Origin of the sequence: Mycobacterium sp., assembly GCF_035640695.1 — a bacterium.
Taxonomy (GTDB): Bacteria; Actinomycetota; Actinomycetes; order Mycobacteriales; family Mycobacteriaceae; genus Mycobacterium.
This window is the reverse complement of the sequence record NZ_DASQVQ010000143.1, coordinates 49,078-67,631: the sequence shown is the minus strand read 5'-3', so window position 1 is coordinate 67,631 and position 18,554 is coordinate 49,078. Positions and strand designations below refer to the sequence as shown.

Here is an 18,554-nt window from a genome sequence, read left to right as displayed (position 1 = left end):
GATTTCGAGGCCATCTACCACGGCGACGTGCTCGTCGAGGGTGACACCTCGGAGCAGATCGACGACTGGCACCCGCTGCCCACCGCGGTCTGACGGTTCGCCCGACACGACCGGGCCTACGCGGAGATCTTCTCCTCGGTCGATGGCGTGATCATGTCGGCCGGTCGTTCGGAAATCAGTTCCGCTTGCTCACCATTCTCAGCGCGGTGCCATCCGGATCGCGCCGTCGAGCCGGATGACTTCACCGTTCAGCATTGGGTTTTCGATGATGTGCGCCGCCAGGGCCCCGTACTCCTCCGGCTTGCCGAGCCGCGAGGGATGCGGAACCTGCGCACCCAGCGACTGCTTGGCCTCCTCGGGCAGCAGCGCCAGCAGCGGCGTGTCGAACAGGCCCGGCGCGATCGTCACCACCCGGATGAGTTTGCCCGCGAGGTCTCGGGCGATCGGCAGCGTCATCCCCACCACACCGCCCTTGGATGCGGAGTAGGCGGCCTGGCCGATCTGCCCGTCGAACGCCGCCACCGACGCGGTGTTGATGATCACGCCGCGCTCCTCACCGACCGGCTCGGTGTTGGCGATCCGCTCGGCGCCGAGCCGCAGCACGTTGAAGGTGCCGACCAGGTTGATGTTGACGACGCGTTGGAAGTTCTCCAGTGGGTACACGCCGTGCTTCGACAGCACCCGGATCGCGTCACCGGTGCCCGCGCAGTTGACGACGATGCGCAGCGGGCCGAGCGAGTCGGCGACGTCCAGCGCCGCGGTGACCGTCTCGGTGTCGGTGACGTCGGCCGCGGCGAACTGCACCCGATCGCCGAGCTCCTTGGCGACCTGCTCACCCCTCGATGTCGGCAAGTCGAGGACGACCACTTGCGCACCGTGGTCAAGCAGCGTCTTGGTGGTGGCGAGCCCGAGCCCGGACGCTCCGCCGGTGACGACTGCTACCGCGTCGTTGATCTGCACTGATCGTTTCCTTTCGTCTCGCCGGGCAACACACCGGCCGTGACCCACCCACTGGTTGGTCGAGTAGTATAGCGGGGCAAACCCACCCTCTCGTGCCCGCCCGACGACATCCCTACGACAGAAGGTGACGCCATGACAAGCACCGACATAGCCAGCCCCGCGGCCGGCCCGGCGACGTACGCCACGGGCAAGGATCTCACGGTCGAACTGGCCGGCGGCGTGCTGTCGGTGACGCTGAACCGGCCGGACAGCTTGAATTCGCTGACCGAGGAGATGCTCACCGGGCTGGCCGACGCGATGGAACAGGCCGCCACCGATCCGCGGGTCAAGGTGGTCCGCCTCGGCGGTGCCGGCCGCGGCTTCAGCTCGGGAGCCGGCATCAGCGAGGAGGCGACGGCCGGTCGGTCCGGCGGCATCCCGACGAGCGTCATTGACGAGGCCAACCGCGCGGTGCGGGCCATCGCTACGCAGCCGCATCCCGTGGTCGCGGTGGTGCAAGGGCCGGCCGCAGGACTCGGTGTGTCGCTTGCACTCGCATGTGACGTCGTATTGGCTTCGGACACCGCTTTTTTCATGCTGGCGTTCACGAAGATCGGGCTGATGCCAGACGGCGGCGCGTCGACGCTGATCGCCGCCGCCGTCGGCCGGATCCGCGCGATGCGCATGGCGCTTCTCGCCGAACGGATTCCGGCGACCGAGGCGTTGGACTGGGGACTGGTGACTGCCGTCTATCCGGCCGACAGCTTCGACGCCGAGGTCGACAAGATCATCCACACCTTGGCAGACGGCCCGGCCGTGGCGTTCGGGAAGACCAAACACGCGATAAACGCCGCCACGCTCACCGAACTCGAGGACACCTTCCAGCGTGAGAAGCAGGGCCAGTCGGTGCTGCTCGAATCACGCGACTTCGTCGAGGGCACCGCGGCGTTCCAACAGCGCCGGAAGCCGAAATTCACCGACTGACCTCGCGACGAGATCGCACATCCACTGCGCTAATACCCGAACACCGGCGGCAACGCCAGCACCACGATCAGACCCCAGAACACATGGGTCAGGATCGGGGCCAGCACGCCGCCGGTCATTCGGCGCTCGAATGCGCACACCGAGCCGAGAATGACCGCGGCGAACACCAGCATCGGATTGCCGGTGGCCGCGATCGCGGCGACGTACAGGATCGTCGAGATCACGGTCGGGACGTGCCGGCCCAAAGCGGTGTAGAGCGCGCCGCGGAAAAATAGTTCCTCGGCGACACCGTTGATGAGCGTGATCAGTACGACAAGCTCGAGCGTGCCCTTGTCGGCGAAATCGAGCACGCCCCTGATGTATTCGGACACCGCGGGGATCTGCCTAGCGATTAGGCCACCCGCCACGAAGATTCCGCCGAGCACCAGACCGACTGTGGTACCGGTGATTACGGGCCGCTGATTGCGACCGCGGAAGCACACGCTGCCCAAGTGCAAGGGCCCCGAGGCGAATGCGCCGACCGTCCATACCGCCGCCAAAGCGAAAGTAAGCCAGTAGAACGACCCCTCGCCCGGCCGCCGGTTCAGCGAATATCCGAGCAGCACAGCGCCAATCACTACGACGATGGCCACCACGATCCGCCGCCGGAGCACCACCGCGGGTGGTTCGTGATGCGGTATCGCGACCGTGGTGGCGATGTTGCGGACTTCATGAAGGAAGCCGGTGCGTGCGGTGTCGGATTGTGTCACGCCGAGCGTCTCCTTGGAATTCGGTCGATGAGCATGTCCAGGCCGGTCCGAACGGCGGCGGCCAGCGGCCCCGGCACCGCGTGTACCAGGCCGAGCGCCGGCCGGGCGACAGTTGGGGTCACCGCACGCATAACCCGCCGGATCCGGAAGGCGTCCCCGCCGGCCCACACCGGATCGGTGTCGGCCAGGTGGTGCGGATCCGCGAGCTCGGTCACCGGCTTCGCGCGCCGACACGACAACGCGGCCGCGATCGCGTCGTCGATTCCGGTAAGCCCGCCGGGTGGATCGGGCACGTGCTCGCGCAGGTGTTGGTCGGAGGCCAGCATCGGATGGTCCAGCGACGCCGCCAGGTCGGCCGCCAGCCCCGCGGGCACAGGCAACGCGACACCCGTCATCCGGGACAGCAGGTCGCGGGGCACCAGCCGCACCGGCACACCTCCGCGCCGCGTGCCCGCTGCGTCGACATACGCGGCGATCAGCTCGCGGTGGGTCGTCGACTCCGGTCCCGAGATGTCATACGCACCGGCGGGCACCAAGCCGGCGTCGGCCGCGGCTTCGAGGTAGTACAGCACGTCGCGGATGGAGATCGGGTCCATCGGATTGTCGACCCAGTGCGGCAGCGGGATCACCCAGAAGCGGTCGCCGACGTAGCGGAGTATTTCGAAGGATGTCGATCCGGAGCCGATGATCATCGCGGCCCCCAGCCACACCACTTCGGGCCCGCCGTCGATGCGCAGGGCCTCGGCGACCTCGGCCCGGCCGGCCAGATGCTGCGAGAGGCTTTCGTCGTCGGGCAGGAAGCCGCCGAGGTAGACGATCCGCCTGACGTGTGCATCATTGGCCGCCGCGGCGACGTTGGCCGCCGCGCTGTTGTCGGCGTCCCGAAAGTCGGGTTGGCCGATGCCGTGGACCAGGTAATAGACGACGTCGACCGGCCCGGCCTGGGTGAACGCGGCCCTGGTGGACGCCTCCTCGCTCGCGTCCAATGCGATCGGGCTGACATCGCGATACCAGCCAAACTGCTTGAGCCGAGCGGGATTTCGTGATGCTGCGACGATTTCGTGTCCCGCGCTCAACAGGACCGTGACGAGCCGCGATCCCACGTAGCCGGTCGCGCCGGTGACGAGGATCCGCACCCGTTCACCGTATGGCCGGGGCTTCGCCGCCGCGGCAATTTGTCGCAATATCGTCCGCGATTTCGCGCCACCGGCCTACCGTCGCTGTCGAGACGACCCGAGAGGAGCCACGTTGGCGACGCTGCGTTGCGGCGATCATGAGGTGCCGCTGAAGTTCAGCAACCAGTTCCTGGCCCACTTGCAAGTCGCCGCGCACAAGCGGTTCGTGCGCGGCGGCGGCGGTTTCTTCTTGACGTGGACTTATACCGATTCCGACGGCAACGAAGTCACAGTCTCGCAGTGGTTGCACCCGAGCGTCCCGTTGCAGTTTGTGTTCGACGTTCGCGACGACTCGAATGAGCGCATGCCACCGGTTGAGCTCGACCACAATGAAATCGACGCGATGACCGACGCGATGGCGCGGCCCGTCGGGGTGAAGGCGACCGACGAGGTGTGGTTGTCGTTCACCGAACGGCTCTAGCCGCCGGCAGGTCGCCGAGCGTGCGGTTTTGTACGCGACACGCCGCTCGTGCGTACGAATCCGCACAGTCGGCGCCGCGACCGCGTCAGCGCGCCTTCCACACCGGGTTGCGCTTCTCAGCGAACGCCGCCGGACCCTCCCTGGCGTCTTCGGACTTCATCAGTCGCGTGACCTCGCGCAGCATGCGCTGCCACTTGAGTTGCTCGTCGGTGACGACGCCGTCGTCGACGCCGTAGGCCACTCGCTTGCTGGCCTGGACGGCCAGCGGCGCATTCACCGTGATGCGCTCGGCCAACGCGAGCGCGGCGGCCAGCACGGTGCCGTCCGGGACGACCCCATTGATCAGGCCCCAACCCTTCGCCTTGGCGGCGGTGATCGGCTCGCCGGTGAACAGCAGCTCCATCGCCACCTTCGGGGCAAGCTGGTCGGCAATGCGGAAGACACCGCCCCCGGCCGCGATCAGCCCGCGCTTCACCTCCGGCAGCCCGAACGTCGCGCTCTCGTTGGCGACGACCAGATCACTGGCCAATGCGAGCTCGGTGCCCCCGCCAAGCGCGGTGCCGTTGACCGCGGCGATCGTCGGCTTGTCGACGAAGTGGCGCACGTAGCCGGCGAAGCCCCACTCGGGGTGGTCGGGGTGCAGGACATTCTCGCCGCGGGCGAGGGCTTTCAGATCGACGCCGGCACAGAAGGACTTGTCACCGGCGCCAGTGAGCACGACAGCCCACACTTCCGGTTCCGCCTGCGCCTGCTGCAGCGCATCGCCGACGGCGGTGCTAACCGCGCCGTTGACGGCGTTGCGCGCCTCCGGCCGATTGAGCGTGATCACCAGCACGTTGCCGCGACGCTCGACGAGCGCGGCTGGCGCGGCGCTCGTCTCCGAAGTCACAGCAGTTCCACGATCGTCGCGTTGGCCTGGCCGCCGCCCTCGCACATGGTCTGCAGCCCGTACCGAATCCCCTTGTCCCGCATGTGGTACAGCATCGTCGTCATGATGCGCGCCCCCGAACCGCCGAGCGGGTGGCCCAGCGCGATCGCGCCGCCGTTGGGGTTGAGGTTCTTCTCGTCGGCGCCGATGTCCTTCAGCCAGGCCAGCGGCACCGGCGCGAACGCCTCGTTGACCTCGAACACGCCGATGTCCTCGAGCTTGAGCCCGGATTTCTGCAGCGCCTTCCGGGTGGCCGGGATCGGCGCGGTCAGCATGATCACCGGGTCGGCGCCGGCCAGCACCGCGGTGTGCACCTTGGCGATCGGCGTGCAACCCAGCTCCGTGGCCTTCCCGGCCGACATGAGCAGCAGCGCCGCAGAACCATCCGAGATCTGCGACGAATTGCCGGCGTGGATGAGCCCGTCATCCTTGAACGCCGGCTTCAGCTGCGCCATCTTCTCGATGGTCGTGCCGCGGCGCACCCCCTCGTCCTTGTCGATCTTGTTGCCGTCCTGATCGGTGATCGGCAGAATCTGCTCGTCGAATGCGCCGGAATCCTGAGCGGCAGCGGCCTTCTCGTGCGAGCCGAGGGAGAACTCGTCAAGCGCGGTGCGGTCGAAGCCCCACTGCTCGGCGATCATCTCCGCGCCGATGCCTTGATGCGGCACACGCTCGTAGCGGCTCATGAACCCATCCGGGAACGGGTTGCCCGCCTTGACCGATGTGCCCATCGACACCCGCGACATCGACTCGACGCCACCGGCAACCACGACGTCGTAGTGCCCGGCGACCACGCCCGCGGCCGCGAAGTGGATCGACTGCTGGCTGGAACCGCACTGTCGGTCGATCGTCACGCCGGTGACGGTCTCCGGCCAACCGGCCACCAGCGCCGACGTCCGGGCGATGTCCATACCCTGGTCACCCATCTGCCTGACGCAGCCCCAGATGACGTCGTCGACGACGTCCGGATCCACACCGGCGCGCTCGACCAGCCCATTGAGCACCTGCGCCGACAACTCCGCCGGGTGCACACCCGACAAGCCGCCGTTGCGCTTGCCGATCGGCGAGCGCACTGCCTCGACGATTACCGCTTCCGCCATCGAATTCTCCTTCGAATCAACTCCGCGGTTGATTGTTAACCACCCGGTCAGATCGTTGAACGCCGCCCCTGCTGTGTGCGTTTTCCGAACAACGGCACCACGGGTCGAAGACCTCTGTCAGCCTGGGAAAGGTGACCGGTTTGGATCGCGCGTTGGCCACGGCGTCGCCCCGCATGTCGCGGCGAGGTCCGGCGGTGACTGGCTGGCTGATTCACCTCGTCGTGATCGCGCTCTGGGTCGCGCTGTTTCTCCAGGCCTTCTTCCGAGTCGGCGTGGGCTTCTGGTCGATCGGCATCGCCTACATCGCCTACGACACGCTGCTGTTGGCGTTCGTCTTCTGGCAGACGCTGCCCATGCTCAAGTCAACCCCGCCCAACGCCGCAGCGTCCCGGCCGACCGTTGGTGTGCTGATCGCGGCCTACAACGAAGCCGCGGTGCTGCCCGTGACGCTCCGCGGACTGCTGGCTCAACAAGATCCGCCCGAAGTCATCCTCATCGCCGACGACGGATCCACCGACGGCACCCCCGACGCGCTCGATGAGCAGTTCGGCGACCAGTATTCCCAGCTGCACTTACTGCGCCTGCGGCACGGCGGGAAAGCCAAGGCACTCAACGCCGCCCTGCTCGCCGCCGCCACCGACATCGTCGTCACGATGGATGCCGACACGCTGCCCGCACCCGACGCGATCGGCGCGATCCGGCGCGCCTTCGCCGACACACCCCAACTCGTGGTAGCCGGTGGCGTGCTCACGCCGGTTTGCGGAAAAACCCTGCGGAACAAGGTGCTCCAGTGGTTCCAGACATACGAATACCTCGGCAATTTCGTGTCGCGTTACGCGTGGATGCGGCTTAACTCGCTGCTGTTGGTATCGGGCGCATTCGCCGGGTTTCGCCGAGACGCGCTGCTGACCGTCGGCGGTTTCGACCCCGACTGCCTGGTCGAGGACTACGAGCTGATCCATCGCATTCAGCGCCACAGCCGCGACAACGCGCTGGGTTGGCGGGTGGAAATCGTCGGCCGCGCCGTCGCGCAGACCGAAGCCCCCGGCACCATCCGAGACTTCCTGCGCCAGCGGCGACGTTGGTTCGGCGGCTTCCTGCAGACCCAGTACTGGAACCGCGACATGGTCGGCAATCCGCGCTACCGGTGTCTCGGGTTGGTGATGCTGCCGGTCAAGGCCGCCGACACCATGGAACCCGTATACGGGCTGAGTGCGTTGGCTCTGCTAATCGTGCTCCTCATCGCCGGCAACGCCGCGATCCTGCTGCCGATAGGTACCATCGTCGTCGCCAAGCTCGTGCTCGACCTGCTGGCCTACCTGTGGACGATTCGGCTGTACCGCCACTGGACCGGCCTCACCGACACAACGCATTTCGGCTCTGCGCTGCTGGCCGCGGTTGTCGAGCCGTTCACTTTCATCCCGCTGTTGCACACCGGCGGGGTGCTCGGGTGGTGGCAGTTCCTCACCGGTCGGCGAACGTGGATCCCGCAGCGCCGCACACGTTTTGCTACTTAGCGGCCGTCGCCACGTCGTGGACGTGCACCGGGACGTCGTCCGCCCACGGCTGGCGGGTGACCATGTCGGCGACGCGCAGGTAGCCGCGCTCGAATTCGCCAGTGGCAGCGTCGACCAAGCGATACTCCTGGATCTGTCTGTGGATCGGCTGCGCGTCCAGCAGCACAACCCGCACCTCACCCGGTTCGAAGTGGCACCGCTCCTGCATCGCGGCGATCAGCTGCTCGTTGTGCATGTGGCCGTCGCCGAAGTTCCAGCCGACGGCGGTGCTGCAGATCCGCTCGCCATCGGTCAGCGTGTAGTCGTCCTCGTTCTGCCCGGCCATGGCCCGGTGCGCCAGCGTGAACAACGCCCGGCCGTGGGTGTTGAAACCGCGGAAGGCATATCCCATGAAGATCGGGATCTGCGCGGCCTCCTTACTGCCGTAGAACCGCTCGAGCTGAGCCCGCGGCATGCTGGCGATCGCCACGAGTCCGCGGTTGATCTTCTCTTCCGCCGACGGCTTGATGCACCAGAAGCCGGTGTCCCAGTTTCCCGCGTAGTACCGCATGCCCGGCAGGAACGAGACTTTGCGCGGAAACAAGTTTCCGAGGATTACGGTGCCCGCGATGACGATGAACAGAATCGCCACCGGCACCGGGTTGTTCAGGTCTGCCAGCCCGAGGTTGGCGTGGGCGACGAACAGGGACAGCACGCCGAAGATCATGAACACGTTCCACTCCAGCGGAACACCCATCGGGATCGCGCTAAGGATCGCCAGGTGGAAACACACCATCACCAACGCCGCGACCGCCGTCGGCCAGCCGCCGTGCGAGAAGAACAACACCAGCGGCACCAGCATCTCCACCGCGGTGCTGCCGTGCGCGAAAAGCCGCGACAGCCGACCCGGACGCAGGTCGTCCGGGAACTTCTCGAAGAACCTGCGCTTGACCCACCGCGGCCGCACGATCGGGCTGTTGGACATCATCGTCGATATCACGCACGGGAAGTGTTTGTTGAGCTTCGACGTCGCGGCGCCCATCCAGATCACGAGGAACACCACCTTGGCGCCGACGATCATGTCCACACCGCCGAACAAGAACGTGACGGCCAGCGTCGCGTACACCTCGCCGCGGGCGGCCAAAAAGATCACCTTGTCCCGCACGCCCAGCACGGCGAGGATGCCGAGGATCGTGGCGACCTGCCAGATCGGCAGCACGCCGACCGTCGTGTGCAGCGCCGGAATCGGGCCGGTGCCATCGGAGAGCAGCGCCCACAGCGTCATCACAAGCAGCGCCGCATAGAGCGCGACATCGACGGGGGTGCGGGCCGTTCCCCTGGTCAGGGGCACCCGGCCCGGCCACGGCGGCAGGCGGATCGTGTTGGGCCGCAACCAGTACAGGATCGATCCCATCGGCGGGAAGAACCGGTTGTTCAGCGGGCCGAAGCCGCACCCCAGGCCGATCACCTCGAACAGCAGCGTGTACAGCACGACCTTCTCGAACACGATCGGCTCGGACCACCAGCCGGCCACGTTCGTGAAGCCGTCGATGCCCTTGGTGGCCAACGCGAACAACCAGCCGCCGAGGATGTAAAGCAAGATCTTGACGACGTAAAACAGGTGAAGGACAACAGGCGTTCCGAACCCGACCTCGGCCCAGTGCCGTGCCATCGGGCGGATCTTCTCGCTGCGCGTGCCCTTGCTCCACTCGGCCATGTCGATGACCGGCAGATCGGGCTTGAGAAATCCCACGCGCGCCAGATTAGAACGTGTTCCAGCCGCCCGGATTCAGTTGCGCCAGACGAGTCCGGTCAGGCCGGTTCCTTGGCCGGCGGCCGGTAGAAGATCAGCAACTGGCCGATGGCGCCGACCAGGCCGAGTACGACCGCGATGAGCAGGCCCGTCCAGCCGTCCAATGGGTTGTCGTCGCCAAACATGAGGTAGTCGACGCTGAGATGCCCGGGTCCGGTGGTGGCGATCCCGACCGCGGTCGCCGCCAGCACCAGGTTGTACTCCCAGCCCGACTTGACGATGAAGAAGCCGTTGGGGCGATGCACGGTCCAGGCCGCGACACACATCAGCGCGACGAACCCGGCCGCGGCGACCGGCGTCAGCAGGCCCAGCGCCAGCAGCAGGCCGGACGTCGTCTCGGCGAGCGCGGCGATCAGCGCATGGAACCGGCCGGGCCGCATGCCGATGCTGTCGAACCAGGCCGCGGTGCCGGGTATCCGCCCGCCGCCGAAGAACTTGTTCAAGCCGTGCGCGGCCAGGGTCACGCCCAGGCACACCCGCACGATCAACAGTCCGACGTCGTAGGCGCTCATGGCGCGAAACCTTACTCACTGCGCAGTTGCGCCACCGCGTCGACGACGCCGCGGGCGATCGCATCCACGCCGGGCACGTTGTCCGGGCACACGCAGACGGCGACGTCCATAGCCTCGCCGTGCGCCACCGCCGTGATGTTCAGCCCCGCACCCTCGAGCAGCGGCGCCACCACGTACAGGCCGGCGACCTCTGCGCCGGCGCAATACACCCGTGTGCCCGGCCCCGGAAGGTGCGCCACGAGGCCGTGCGCCATCGGCGGCAGCCGCCGCGCCAGCTTGAGCCAGCTGTAGAGCTCCATGCCGGAGTGCACCACGCCCGGCGCCACGAGTTCGGCGAACTTGGCAATGTCGCTTGCCGGCGAACCGCTTTCCACATGCAGTTCGGTCAGCACCTGCACCGGGTTGTCGAGCTGCACCGGTAGGCGCGCATGGCCGAAAGACAAGCCCCCCGGCAGCGGCGTCTGCATCAGCAGCGGATGGTCCGGCACGATGTCGCGGCGCTGCAACCAGGTGCGCACCGACCACGTACACGCGGCCAGAAACACTTCGGGGCCGCCGACGCCGAAGCGATCCCTGACGGCGTCGATATCGGCCAGCGGGATCGACGCGAACGCAACAGCCCGCTGCTCGGTCAGCGGTTCGTTGAACGCCGTGCGCGGCACCGGAACCCCGTCGCGGGCATCGACGCCGCGCAGCCGGTCCACCGCGGCGCGCAACGCACCGGGCAGCGCCGTACCCAACACCCGGACGCCCGCCAGTTGATTTCCCACGAGTTCCACCGCTGTGTCGGCGACCAGCCCGGCCATCGAGGGTTCCTTGCCCAGCCCCTGTTCGACGGGCAGGTGATCGCCCACGTTGTCGTCGGGGTCGACCGCAAGCAGCCGCGACAGCACCGACGCGACACCCGAAATGCCTTGCGTGGTGGCCGGCGACATCTTGAGTGCGAGCGCCCACCGGCCGCCATCCAGGCCCTCGATGCTCCACGCCTGCCACAGCGGCAGGTGCCGGTGCAGCGGTCGGGTGGTGAGCTTCGCGATCAACTCCGCGAGGTCGTCCTGGTCGCCGGGTGCCGGCACCGCGATTCGGCGCAACTGCCGCGACGGGTTGAAGTCGTCGATCTCGGCCCACACCGGCTGCCCGAGCCCGAACGGCTTCCCCACCAATCGGCTGCGGAACCGGGCCAATCCCGGTAGCGACGATGCGACCAATGTGTGCAGCCGCTGGTGGCTGAGCCGATCGGATGCCTCGATGACGATCACCGCGACGATGTGCGCGGGCAGCCTGGCCGTCTCGGTATGCAGCGACAACGCATCCATGCCGGACAGCCGGACCATCCTCGGGCCCTCCCCCTCGCCCCCCAAAACCGCTGTGCTGAGCCCACGGTACGCCGCCCGGCTTGTTGCCCAACGCGGTGACGCGTGATAGGTGCTTCGTATGAAGATCGCGGTCATCGGCGCCGGGTCGGTCGGCAGCACACTCGGACACGCATGGCAGCGGCGGGGTCACGATGTCACCTACGGAGTGCGGAATCCGGGCGACGACAAGTACGCCTCCTTGGGGGCCGCGGTCGCGACGAATGATCAAGCCGCCGCGGACGCCGACGTCGTCGCGGTCTGCACACCGTGGCAGGGCACCCGGCAGGCGGTGCAGTCCTGCGGCGAGCTGACCGGCAAGGTGCTCATCGACTGCACCAATCCGTTGACGCCCGACTTCACCGTATTAGAGGTCGGGCTCACCACGTCGGGCGCTGAGCTGGTTGCCGAGTGGGCGCCGGGCGCGCGGGTGTGCAAGGCAATGAACCAGATTGGCGCGCCGATGATGGAAGCCCCTCAGCTCCCGGGCACGCCGGTGATGTTCGTCTGCGGCGACGATGCCGACGCCAAGAACATCACCGCCGCACTCGTAGCAGAACTGGGCTTCGAGGTCGTCGACGCCGGCGACCTTACCCTGGCGCGACTGCTCGAACCGTTCGCACTGCTGTGGATCCACTTGGCCCTGCGCCGCGGCTTCGGCACGAACTGGGGGTTCGGCCTGCTGCGCGGATGATTACTACCGCAGCTCGGCGTCCAGGCGCTCCACATACTCGTCGACGTCGGACATCGCCGATTCGGCTGCGTGCACGCTGATCGCGACGGTGTCGCCGATGCCGTGCACGCCGTGCGTCAGGCCCATCATCGGCGACAGCGCGGGATATCCCGCCGTCAGGATGACCGGGCATCCGCCGAAGCTGAGATCGGCCGCACCGCGATTCACGCTCGACACCACGGTGTTGCCGGTGACGATGCTCGACCTCGCGTTGACGTCGAATTGCCTTACTCCCCATCGCAACAACGGCGCGGGCACCGCCGCAAGCGCGCGGTCAGACGCTGCGTGTGACGGATGCTGGCCGCGTCGCCGGCGTCCCTCGAGATCGGCGGCGATCAGCCCCGCCCGCTCGTCGCGCGACACCACCGTCGGATGCAGGCCGACACCGACGTTGCCGAAGTGATTATGTGCTTGGCGCACAGTTGTTTTGGCCATCGGCACCTCGGCGCCCAGCATCGACGGATCTTCTCCGCGGGCGGCAAGGTAATCCGACAGCGCGGCCGAGATCGCAGCCAAAACTCCTACCGTGACGGTGGGGCCGGGCAGTTCTGCGCGGGATCGGATGAGGGTGCGCAGCGTCCGCGTGCCCACGGGCCGATTGTTGGTGGACAGCACCGGCCTCGGTTCGCCGGCCGGAGGTATTAGGCCGACGGCGGTGTCGTGGTCCAGCCGCCGCCGTGCCCTGGCGGCCTCGATGCTGCGCCGGATCAGCCTGGCATGTTTGGGCCGCGCGATCGGGTAAACCGTTGCGGCGCGGCCGAACAACACACCCGCCAATGTCGCCGACCGCATGCCGTCGCCGAGCGCGTGGGCAATCTGCACGACGGTCACGATCACCGGCCCGCCGGCGCCGGGCACCTCGCGCACCGGACCGTACACGTGCAGCCGCCACCCCATCCGCCGCAGATCCAGTTGGTCGTCGGCCAGCCGGATGACGGCGTCAAGGCAGGCGCGCCAACCGAGTTCGTCGCCGACATGCACGACGATCTGGCCGTCGTCGACGCCGCGGTCGACCCAAGCGGGGTAGCGCAGGCCAGAACCGCTGTCCTCCACAGCGGTCCGCAACGCCGGACAGGTCCGCGCCCGCTGCACCAGTTCCGCCACCGCACGGGCAATGTCGCCGGGCTGCCCAGCGAACGCGTACAACAGGAATTGATCGTTCGGAATCTTGGCCGCCATCCAGTACACCTGGGCGTCCGCGGGCGCCATCGGCGTCACGCGGGGCCGATGAAATCGAGGATGTGACCGACCACCGTGTCGGGCTGTTCAAGTTGCAGGAAATGTCCGGCGTGCTCGATGACGCGCACGGCGCCGCCCCGCGGAAGCACCCGGCCGACCCGGTCGGTGATCTTCGAGGTCATGCAGCGGTCGTCGGCGCCGTGCATGTACAACACCGGAATCCTTGCCTCGGCTTGCCACGACTGTTGAAGCGATACATAGGGCTTCGGCGGTCGTGCCGCCCGTACGTTGGCGCGGTAGAAGCCGATGGCCGCGCGCCAGCTCTCCGGCGAGCCGATCGCGGCGTCGACGTGCCGAAGGTCCTCGGTCGCATCAAACCCGGGCGACCATTGCCGCCACAGCCGGGGCACCAACCACGAAGCGGATCGGTCAGGCAGCCAGGGTATTTGAAAGTACTCGACATGCCACATCCGCAACAGCAGACCGGGCAGCAACGCGGGCAGCGACCGCCGCACCCCGTTACCGCGGCAGGGACGGAACGTCGGCCCCGGCGGTAGAGACATCGCCACTGCCTTTGTGAACGGGCCGTCGGCATCGGTGGCCAGACCCCATGCTGCCATCGCACCCCAGTCGTGGCCGATCACCACGTCGCGACCGGTGGGCCCCGCGGCGTTGAGCACCCGCAGCGCGTCGTCCATCACCGCGCCGATGTGGTAGCTGCCGTCGGACGGGATCGTCGACGGCGCATAGCCGCGCATGAACGGGGCGACCACCCGCCATCCGGCCGCAACAAGTTTCGGCGCGACAAATCGCCAGCCGTGCGGGGTATCCGGAAAACCATGCAAACACAACGCGATTGGTGCAATTTTGCCATCCTGCGCAGGCTGCCATCGCAATGCCCGCAGCGTCACCGTCGGCGCCTCGACCTCGGCCCAACCGGGCTCCCTTACGGCCATAGTGTCCGCGATCCTAGCGACCGCGCGTCTAGCCTTTTAAGCAATGTCGCGCCCCACCCGCACCGAAACCGCAACGCCGGCCCGACGCTGGGCCAGGACCGACGCAACACAACAGCGCATCCTCGACGCCGCCACCGAAGTGTTCGGCGCCCGCGGGTTCACGGCGGCGACCATCGCAGACATCGTCGCTGCGTCAGGCGCCAGCATCGGCAGCATCTACCACCATTTCGGCGGCAAGAAAGAGCTGTTCCAGGCGATCTTCGAGCGGATGTCCGCCGATGTTGACCGCCGCGTCGCGGCCGCGGCGGCGGTGTCCGAAACCGACAAGCATCGGGCGTTCGCCGTCAACGCCCGCGCCTATTTGCGTGCGATCTGGGCGAACCGGCGGGCGGCGAAGGTTCTGGCCGCCGGCGATGTGCCCGCGGGCTTCGACCGCATTCGCCGCACCACGATGCGGATCAACCTGCGCCGCTGGATATCGATGCTCGAGCTGGACACCTCGCCGCGCGGGCAGCTGATGACCCGCATCCTCCTCGCGATCATGGCGGAGTCGGCCCTCATGGTTGCGATGTGCGATAACGCCGCGGAGGTGGAGCCGATCATCGATGCGACCATCGAATCCATCGACCGCCTGATCGGCTGACGGTCACACGCCGTCGGCCGCCGATTCAAGCTCGGCAATGACTATCTTGCGCATCCCGAGCATCGCCTTCATGGCCGCGGCGGCCCGCGCCGGGTGCGGATCGTTGAGCAGCTCGAACAGCCGATCCGGCACCACCTGCCAGCTCAACCCGAACCGGTCCTTGAGCCAGCCGCACTGGGACTCCTCGCCGCCGTCGACCAACCGACCCCAGTAGTAGTCCACCTCATCCTGGTCCTTGCAGCCGATCAGGAACGACACCGCCTCGCTGAACGAGAACTCCGGGCCGCCGTTGATGCCCATGAACCGGTTGCCATCGAGCACGAAGGTGCCGGACACGACGTCGCCGGGTTGGCGCGGTCCGGCCTCGGAGGCGCGATTGATGTTCTCGATCGACGAGTTCGGGAAGACCGACGTGTAGAACGCGGCGGCTTCCTCGAGATTGTCGTTGAACCACAGCGACGGTGTTATCGACGGCATCTGGGCCTCCTGTCTGATGTGTTTCGGCTCTAACAGATCGGACCGGGCAGGCCGGCGAAACTCATCGCATCCAGGCGCCGAAGGCACGCAGCGAAAAGTCGACGACGTAGTCCACGAGGCGAGCCCGCTCCCCGGATATGTTTCTCATCGGCGGCGTGAACGCGCGATCCACCAGCGCGTGAATGGCGACCGCGTCGTGCTCGGGCTGAGCCAGCGGGAACGACCCGTCGTCACGGCCACGCCGGAGCAGGTCGGCGAGAATCTGTTCGCGCTCGGCTCGCAGTTGTGCGCTAGCTTCCCGGTACCCCCTGGCCACCTGCACCTCGTCCGAGTCGAGGACCATCGCGTGGGCTCGCGGCCTGGGCTCGAACGCCAGCCCGATGAGGCAGTCGACCCAGGCCCGCAGCTGCGCGACCGGGCCGCCGGGCGTTTCGTCGGCCAGCCGCCGAAGTTTCCGCGCCACCACATCGCAGTCTCGCTTCAGCATTGCCAGAAAAAGCTCGTCCTTTGATTCAAAGTGTCGATAAAACGCCCGGGTCGACATGCCCGCCGTATCGAGAATCGCCGCCACCGAAACCGGTCCTGGCTGCGGCGACGACATGCACGAGTAAGCGGCCCGGATGATGTTCGCGCGCTCATCCGCACGGACCTGTGTGCGGGGTGACACGGGGGCCGATTCTAGGACTGCGGGTAACGGTTAATGCCCTGATCGACGCAGCTGCCAAGCTATTAGAATGCTGTTCTAAGATTCAGCATGTCCCGCAGCCCGGCCGGAAGGATCGTCGTGACGTTGAGCAGCGCACCGGAGACGGTCACGTTCCGTGGAACCAACGATCTGGCGTTGGTTGCCGATGAGTGGAATCGCGATGCGCCGTCGGCATCCGAGCGGCCGTCGATCCTGATGCTGCACGGTGGCGGGCAGAACCGGCACTCCTGGAAGAACACCGGGCAGCGCCTGGCCGACGACGGCTTCCACGTCGTGGCGCTCGACAGCCGCGGCCACGGTGACAGCGACCGCGCGCCCGGTGCCCGGTATTCGGTCGAAGTCCTCTGCGAGGACGTGGTCACGGTGCTCGATTCGATCGGTCGTCCCGTGGTGTTGGTGGGCGCGAGCATGGGCGGCCTGACCGCGATCCTGGTCGCCGAGCAGGCCGGGCCGGAAAGGGTCACGAAGCTGGTGCTCGTCGACGTGGTGCCGCGGTTCGAGCAGAGTGGCGGAGCGCGTATCCGCGAGTTCATGTTCAGCCATGTGCACGGTTTTGAAACGCTCGAGCAGGCCGCCGACGCGGTTGCCGCATACCTGCCCCACCGGAAGAGGCCCCGGAACCCCCAGGGGTTGAAGAAGAACCTGCGCAACCGCAACGGCCGCTGGTACTGGCACTGGGACCCGGCCTTCCTCAGCATGGCCGCCACAGACGATCCGTTCCTTCGCGTCGAGCAGCTCGAGCAGGCCGCGATCAGCCTGACGATCCCGATCCTGCTGATCCGGGGCGGGCTATCCGACGTGGTCAGCATCGAGGGCGTCAAGGACTTCCTCGAGAAGGTGCCGGACGCCGAATTCGTCGAACTGCCGCATGCCGGCCATACCGCCGCCGGCGACGACAACGACGCGTTCACCGAGGCCGTCGTCCACTTCGTCGAGCGCTAATTCTCGCGGCTTTGCCTCGTCTTGCATAAGTCGGTCAAATTCGGGTAGGTAGGCGCCATGGACGTTGATGGCCTCGCACCCCGAGACTGCGAAGCGCTCACCACATTTGACGTTCCCGTGCGCAGGTACCAGCTCGTGCCCGGGTACGTGATCTGGGTAGCGCTGAGGCATGCGTGGCAGGCTAAGGCGCGCGCTCATGATGCGCGCCGCGTGGCGACCGAATGCCGTCGGCGAGCCGCCGCGCTGCGCGAACAAGCCGAACGCGAGGTTGCGCGTCGCGACTAGGTCAGCAGCGAAACCTCGTCGCTGCGTTCATCGGTGAGGATCTCGAACATCGCCCGCCGCTCCGCGGTGAGTTCCGCTGTTTCGCCGCCGGACAGGTTGACCCGGCACGTCGCGATCGCGGAGTTGTAGCAGAACTTGTGTTTGCCGTTCGTGTCGGTATACGTCAGCCCAATCACGTCCGTCGGCTCGGCGCGGATCTCCCCCTCCAGCGTCACGCCGTCCCGACGCGCACCGAACGACCATGTGAAAGGCCGATACGTGCCTCGAGTGTGGCGGGCGCCGACCGGCGACCGGACCGCGAATTCCGTTCCGGCGTGCCGCATTACGAGCAGCGTGATCGGCGGCAGCAATACCGGGCCGACGCCGGCGCGGGCGGTGACGATCTCAAGACTCGATTCCGGTGCACCGTCGAATCCGCAGACCTGACCGAACGCGTAGGCCGGCGTGTGCCGCCTGCCCCAGTTGTGATTGACGCTGCCCGTCCATCCGTCGATGACGACGGCGCGATCGGTGACTTCGATGCGTCCGTCGAACCGTGCCAACGGGTGACGCACGAGGGTCTTGGCAGCCGGGAATGGCGCCCGGTAACCGCGCTCAGTCAGCAGCCTGACCGGGGTCTCGTTGCCCGGCCGGATGGCGAGTTGCCAAGTCGCGCCGCCGGATTCGTTGGCGATCTTGCCACTAGCCGACCGATCGTCGAGCATTGTCGCCGCGATGCGGGCGGTCCACGGCTCGGAGCGGAAGTCGGCGTCGTCGATAGGGTGCGCGACTTTCAGGGCCCGGTTACCCGAACCCTCGGGATCGAACACCATCACCCAGACGTCGGCGCTGGCCTTGCCCGAGCGTGGCAGCAGCAGCGTCTCTCGCAACCAGAACGCCTGCCGCCGCTGGGGATTGTTGGCCCGGATGAACCGGCTCTCGTAGTACGGCGCCTTGGCGGTCACTCGCGCGTCCTGATGCCCGGGTCGCTGCGCTGCTGCCCTGCGACTTCCGCCAACCTTCGGTGCAGCCTCGCTCGTATCTCGTCGGCCGAGTAGGAGTTGCGCCGCCGCTGATCGCGTGCGACGAGTACTCCCCCCGCCGCGACACCGACGAGTCCGGCCAGCCCGATCCACTTCCAGAGGTTTCGCATGCGAAGAGTCTTACGCTTCGGTGGTGAATGCG

Annotated in this window: 20 protein-coding genes; 6 read left to right on the top strand and 14 right to left on the bottom strand. The window is 67.2% G+C overall.

What is annotated here, in order from left to right; all coding sequences use genetic code 11:
* Window positions 1-198: 198 nt before the first annotated feature.
* Entirely contained in the window at window positions 199-960 is a 762-nt protein-coding gene (locus VE759_RS17130; RefSeq protein ID WP_324934592.1) for a 3-hydroxyacyl-CoA dehydrogenase, read from the bottom strand.
* Window positions 961-1,092: 132 nt separating this feature from the next.
* Between VE759_RS17130 and VE759_RS17125 the strand changes: the two genes are divergently transcribed.
* The gene (locus VE759_RS17125) at window positions 1,093-1,923 is read left to right on the top strand and encodes an enoyl-CoA hydratase (RefSeq protein WP_324934590.1); all 831 of its coding nucleotides are present in this window, start codon (window positions 1,093-1,095) and stop codon (window positions 1,921-1,923) included.
* 29 nt (window positions 1,924-1,952) lie between these two features.
* Here the strand turns inward: VE759_RS17125 and VE759_RS17120 are convergent, their stop codons facing one another.
* Both VE759_RS17120 and VE759_RS17115 read right to left on the bottom strand, forming a co-directional pair.
* A complete protein-coding gene (locus tag VE759_RS17120) occupies window positions 1,953-2,672 on the bottom strand; it encodes a type II CAAX endopeptidase family protein (RefSeq protein WP_324934588.1) in 720 nt (239 codons plus the stop codon).
* Window positions 2,669-3,808 (bottom strand): NAD(P)H-binding protein, encoded by a 1,140-nt coding sequence (locus VE759_RS17115; RefSeq protein ID WP_324934586.1) that lies wholly within the window; start codon window positions 3,806-3,808, stop codon window positions 2,669-2,671. Before VE759_RS17115 ends, VE759_RS17120 begins: the two co-directional genes overlap by 4 nt.
* Window positions 3,809-3,920: 112 nt before the next feature.
* On the opposite strand from VE759_RS17115, the gene VE759_RS17110 reads away from it, so the two are divergent.
* Window positions 3,921-4,268 carry a hypothetical protein gene (locus VE759_RS17110; protein WP_324934584.1) on the top strand — a complete coding sequence of 116 codons (348 nt, stop codon included), beginning with the start codon at window positions 3,921-3,923 and terminating at the stop codon, window positions 4,266-4,268.
* A gap of 85 nt (window positions 4,269-4,353) precedes the next feature.
* Here the strand turns inward: VE759_RS17110 and VE759_RS17105 are convergent, their stop codons facing one another.
* Complete coding sequence (locus VE759_RS17105; protein ID WP_324934582.1) at window positions 4,354-5,157, bottom strand: crotonase/enoyl-CoA hydratase family protein; 804 nt, start codon at window positions 5,155-5,157, stop codon at window positions 4,354-4,356.
* Window positions 5,154-6,296 (bottom strand): thiolase family protein, encoded by a 1,143-nt coding sequence (locus VE759_RS17100; protein ID WP_324934580.1) that lies wholly within the window; start codon window positions 6,294-6,296, stop codon window positions 5,154-5,156. The genes VE759_RS17105 and VE759_RS17100 overlap by 4 nt, the downstream gene beginning before the upstream one ends.
* 131 nt (window positions 6,297-6,427) lie before the next feature.
* Here VE759_RS17100 and VE759_RS17095 point away from each other — a divergent pair, with 131 nt between their 5' ends.
* The gene (locus VE759_RS17095; protein ID WP_324934578.1) at window positions 6,428-7,813 is read left to right on the top strand and encodes a glycosyltransferase family 2 protein; all 1,386 of its coding nucleotides are present in this window, start codon (window positions 6,428-6,430) and stop codon (window positions 7,811-7,813) included.
* Here VE759_RS17095 and VE759_RS17090 read toward each other — a convergent pair.
* From VE759_RS17090 to VE759_RS17080, 3 genes are read right to left on the bottom strand one after another with little or no spacing between them, the layout of a single operon-like run.
* On the bottom strand, window positions 7,806-9,545 hold the full coding sequence (locus tag VE759_RS17090; RefSeq protein WP_324934576.1) for a DUF3556 domain-containing protein: 1,740 nt from the start codon (window positions 9,543-9,545) through the stop codon (window positions 7,806-7,808). The genes VE759_RS17095 and VE759_RS17090 overlap by 8 nt on opposite strands.
* A gap of 59 nt (window positions 9,546-9,604) precedes the next feature.
* Window positions 9,605-10,117, bottom strand: coding sequence for a DoxX family protein (locus VE759_RS17085; RefSeq protein WP_324934574.1), 513 nt, complete (start codon window positions 10,115-10,117; stop codon window positions 9,605-9,607).
* Between the two features lie 11 nt (window positions 10,118-10,128).
* The gene (locus tag VE759_RS17080) at window positions 10,129-11,451 is read right to left on the bottom strand and encodes a wax ester/triacylglycerol synthase domain-containing protein (RefSeq protein ID WP_324934572.1); all 1,323 of its coding nucleotides are present in this window, start codon (window positions 11,449-11,451) and stop codon (window positions 10,129-10,131) included.
* A gap of 100 nt (window positions 11,452-11,551) precedes the next feature.
* On the opposite strand from VE759_RS17080, the gene VE759_RS17075 reads away from it, so the two are divergent.
* Window positions 11,552-12,163: an NADPH-dependent F420 reductase gene (locus VE759_RS17075; protein ID WP_324934570.1), complete on the top strand. Its 612-nt coding sequence runs from the start codon at window positions 11,552-11,554 to the stop codon at window positions 12,161-12,163.
* A gap of 3 nt (window positions 12,164-12,166) precedes the next feature.
* On the opposite strand, the gene VE759_RS17070 is transcribed toward VE759_RS17075, so the two are convergent.
* Together VE759_RS17070 and VE759_RS17065 are read right to left on the bottom strand one after the other, a co-directional pair.
* Entirely contained in the window at window positions 12,167-13,411 is a 1,245-nt protein-coding gene (locus tag VE759_RS17070) for a DUF1298 domain-containing protein (RefSeq protein WP_324934568.1), read from the bottom strand.
* A gap of 5 nt (window positions 13,412-13,416) precedes the next feature.
* Complete coding sequence (locus VE759_RS17065; protein WP_324934566.1) at window positions 13,417-14,337, bottom strand: alpha/beta hydrolase; 921 nt, start codon at window positions 14,335-14,337, stop codon at window positions 13,417-13,419.
* Window positions 14,338-14,476: 139 nt separating this feature from the next.
* Between VE759_RS17065 and VE759_RS17060 the strand changes: the two genes are divergently transcribed.
* A complete protein-coding gene (locus tag VE759_RS17060) occupies window positions 14,477-14,980 on the top strand; it encodes a helix-turn-helix domain-containing protein (RefSeq protein ID WP_324934564.1) in 504 nt (167 codons plus the stop codon).
* 3 nt (window positions 14,981-14,983) lie between these two features.
* Here VE759_RS17060 and VE759_RS17055 read toward each other — a convergent pair whose 3' ends face one another.
* Both VE759_RS17055 and VE759_RS17050 read right to left on the bottom strand, forming a co-directional pair.
* Window positions 14,984-15,457 carry a VOC family protein gene (locus VE759_RS17055; protein WP_324934563.1) on the bottom strand — a complete coding sequence of 158 codons (474 nt, stop codon included), beginning with the start codon at window positions 15,455-15,457 and terminating at the stop codon, window positions 14,984-14,986.
* 61 nt (window positions 15,458-15,518) lie between these two features.
* A complete protein-coding gene (locus VE759_RS17050) occupies window positions 15,519-16,124 on the bottom strand; it encodes a TetR/AcrR family transcriptional regulator (RefSeq protein ID WP_324934561.1) in 606 nt (201 codons plus the stop codon).
* A gap of 87 nt (window positions 16,125-16,211) precedes the next feature.
* On the opposite strand from VE759_RS17050, the gene VE759_RS17045 reads away from it, so the two are divergent.
* Window positions 16,212-17,105, top strand: a complete 894-nt coding sequence (locus VE759_RS17045; protein ID WP_324934559.1) for an alpha/beta hydrolase — start codon at window positions 16,212-16,214, stop codon at window positions 17,103-17,105.
* Window positions 17,106-17,386: 281 nt separating this feature from the next.
* Here the strand turns inward: VE759_RS17045 and VE759_RS17040 are convergent, their stop codons facing one another.
* Window positions 17,387-18,334 carry a hypothetical protein gene (locus VE759_RS17040; protein WP_324934557.1) on the bottom strand — a complete coding sequence of 316 codons (948 nt, stop codon included), beginning with the start codon at window positions 18,332-18,334 and terminating at the stop codon, window positions 17,387-17,389.
* Window positions 18,331-18,522 (bottom strand): hypothetical protein, encoded by a 192-nt coding sequence (locus VE759_RS17035; RefSeq protein ID WP_324934555.1) that lies wholly within the window; start codon window positions 18,520-18,522, stop codon window positions 18,331-18,333. The genes VE759_RS17040 and VE759_RS17035 overlap by 4 nt, the downstream gene beginning before the upstream one ends.
* Window positions 18,523-18,554: the final 32 nt, after the last annotated feature.

Excerpts from the sequence above, each read along its gene's own strand:
- VE759_RS17125 (WP_324934590.1), top strand. The coding sequence starts at position 1,093 with ATGACAAGCACCGACATAGCCAGCCCCGCGGCCGGCCCGGCGACGTAC.
- VE759_RS17100 (WP_324934580.1), bottom strand. The coding sequence starts at position 6,296 with ATGGCGGAAGCGGTAATCGTCGAGGCAGTGCGCTCGCCGATCGGCAAG.
- VE759_RS17085 (WP_324934574.1), bottom strand. The coding sequence starts at position 10,117 with ATGAGCGCCTACGACGTCGGACTGTTGATCGTGCGGGTGTGCCTGGGC.
- VE759_RS17080 (WP_324934572.1), bottom strand. The coding sequence starts at position 11,451 with ATGGTCCGGCTGTCCGGCATGGATGCGTTGTCGCTGCATACCGAGACG.
- VE759_RS17075 (WP_324934570.1), top strand. The coding sequence starts at position 11,552 with ATGAAGATCGCGGTCATCGGCGCCGGGTCGGTCGGCAGCACACTCGGA.
- VE759_RS17070 (WP_324934568.1), bottom strand. The coding sequence starts at position 13,411 with ATGGCGCCCGCGGACGCCCAGGTGTACTGGATGGCGGCCAAGATTCCG.
- VE759_RS17065 (WP_324934566.1), bottom strand. The coding sequence starts at position 14,337 with ATGGCCGTAAGGGAGCCCGGTTGGGCCGAGGTCGAGGCGCCGACGGTG.
- VE759_RS17055 (WP_324934563.1), bottom strand. The coding sequence starts at position 15,457 with ATGCCGTCGATAACACCGTCGCTGTGGTTCAACGACAATCTCGAGGAA.
- VE759_RS17045 (WP_324934559.1), top strand. The coding sequence starts at position 16,212 with ATGTCCCGCAGCCCGGCCGGAAGGATCGTCGTGACGTTGAGCAGCGCA.
- VE759_RS17035 (WP_324934555.1), bottom strand. The coding sequence starts at position 18,522 with ATGCGAAACCTCTGGAAGTGGATCGGGCTGGCCGGACTCGTCGGTGTC.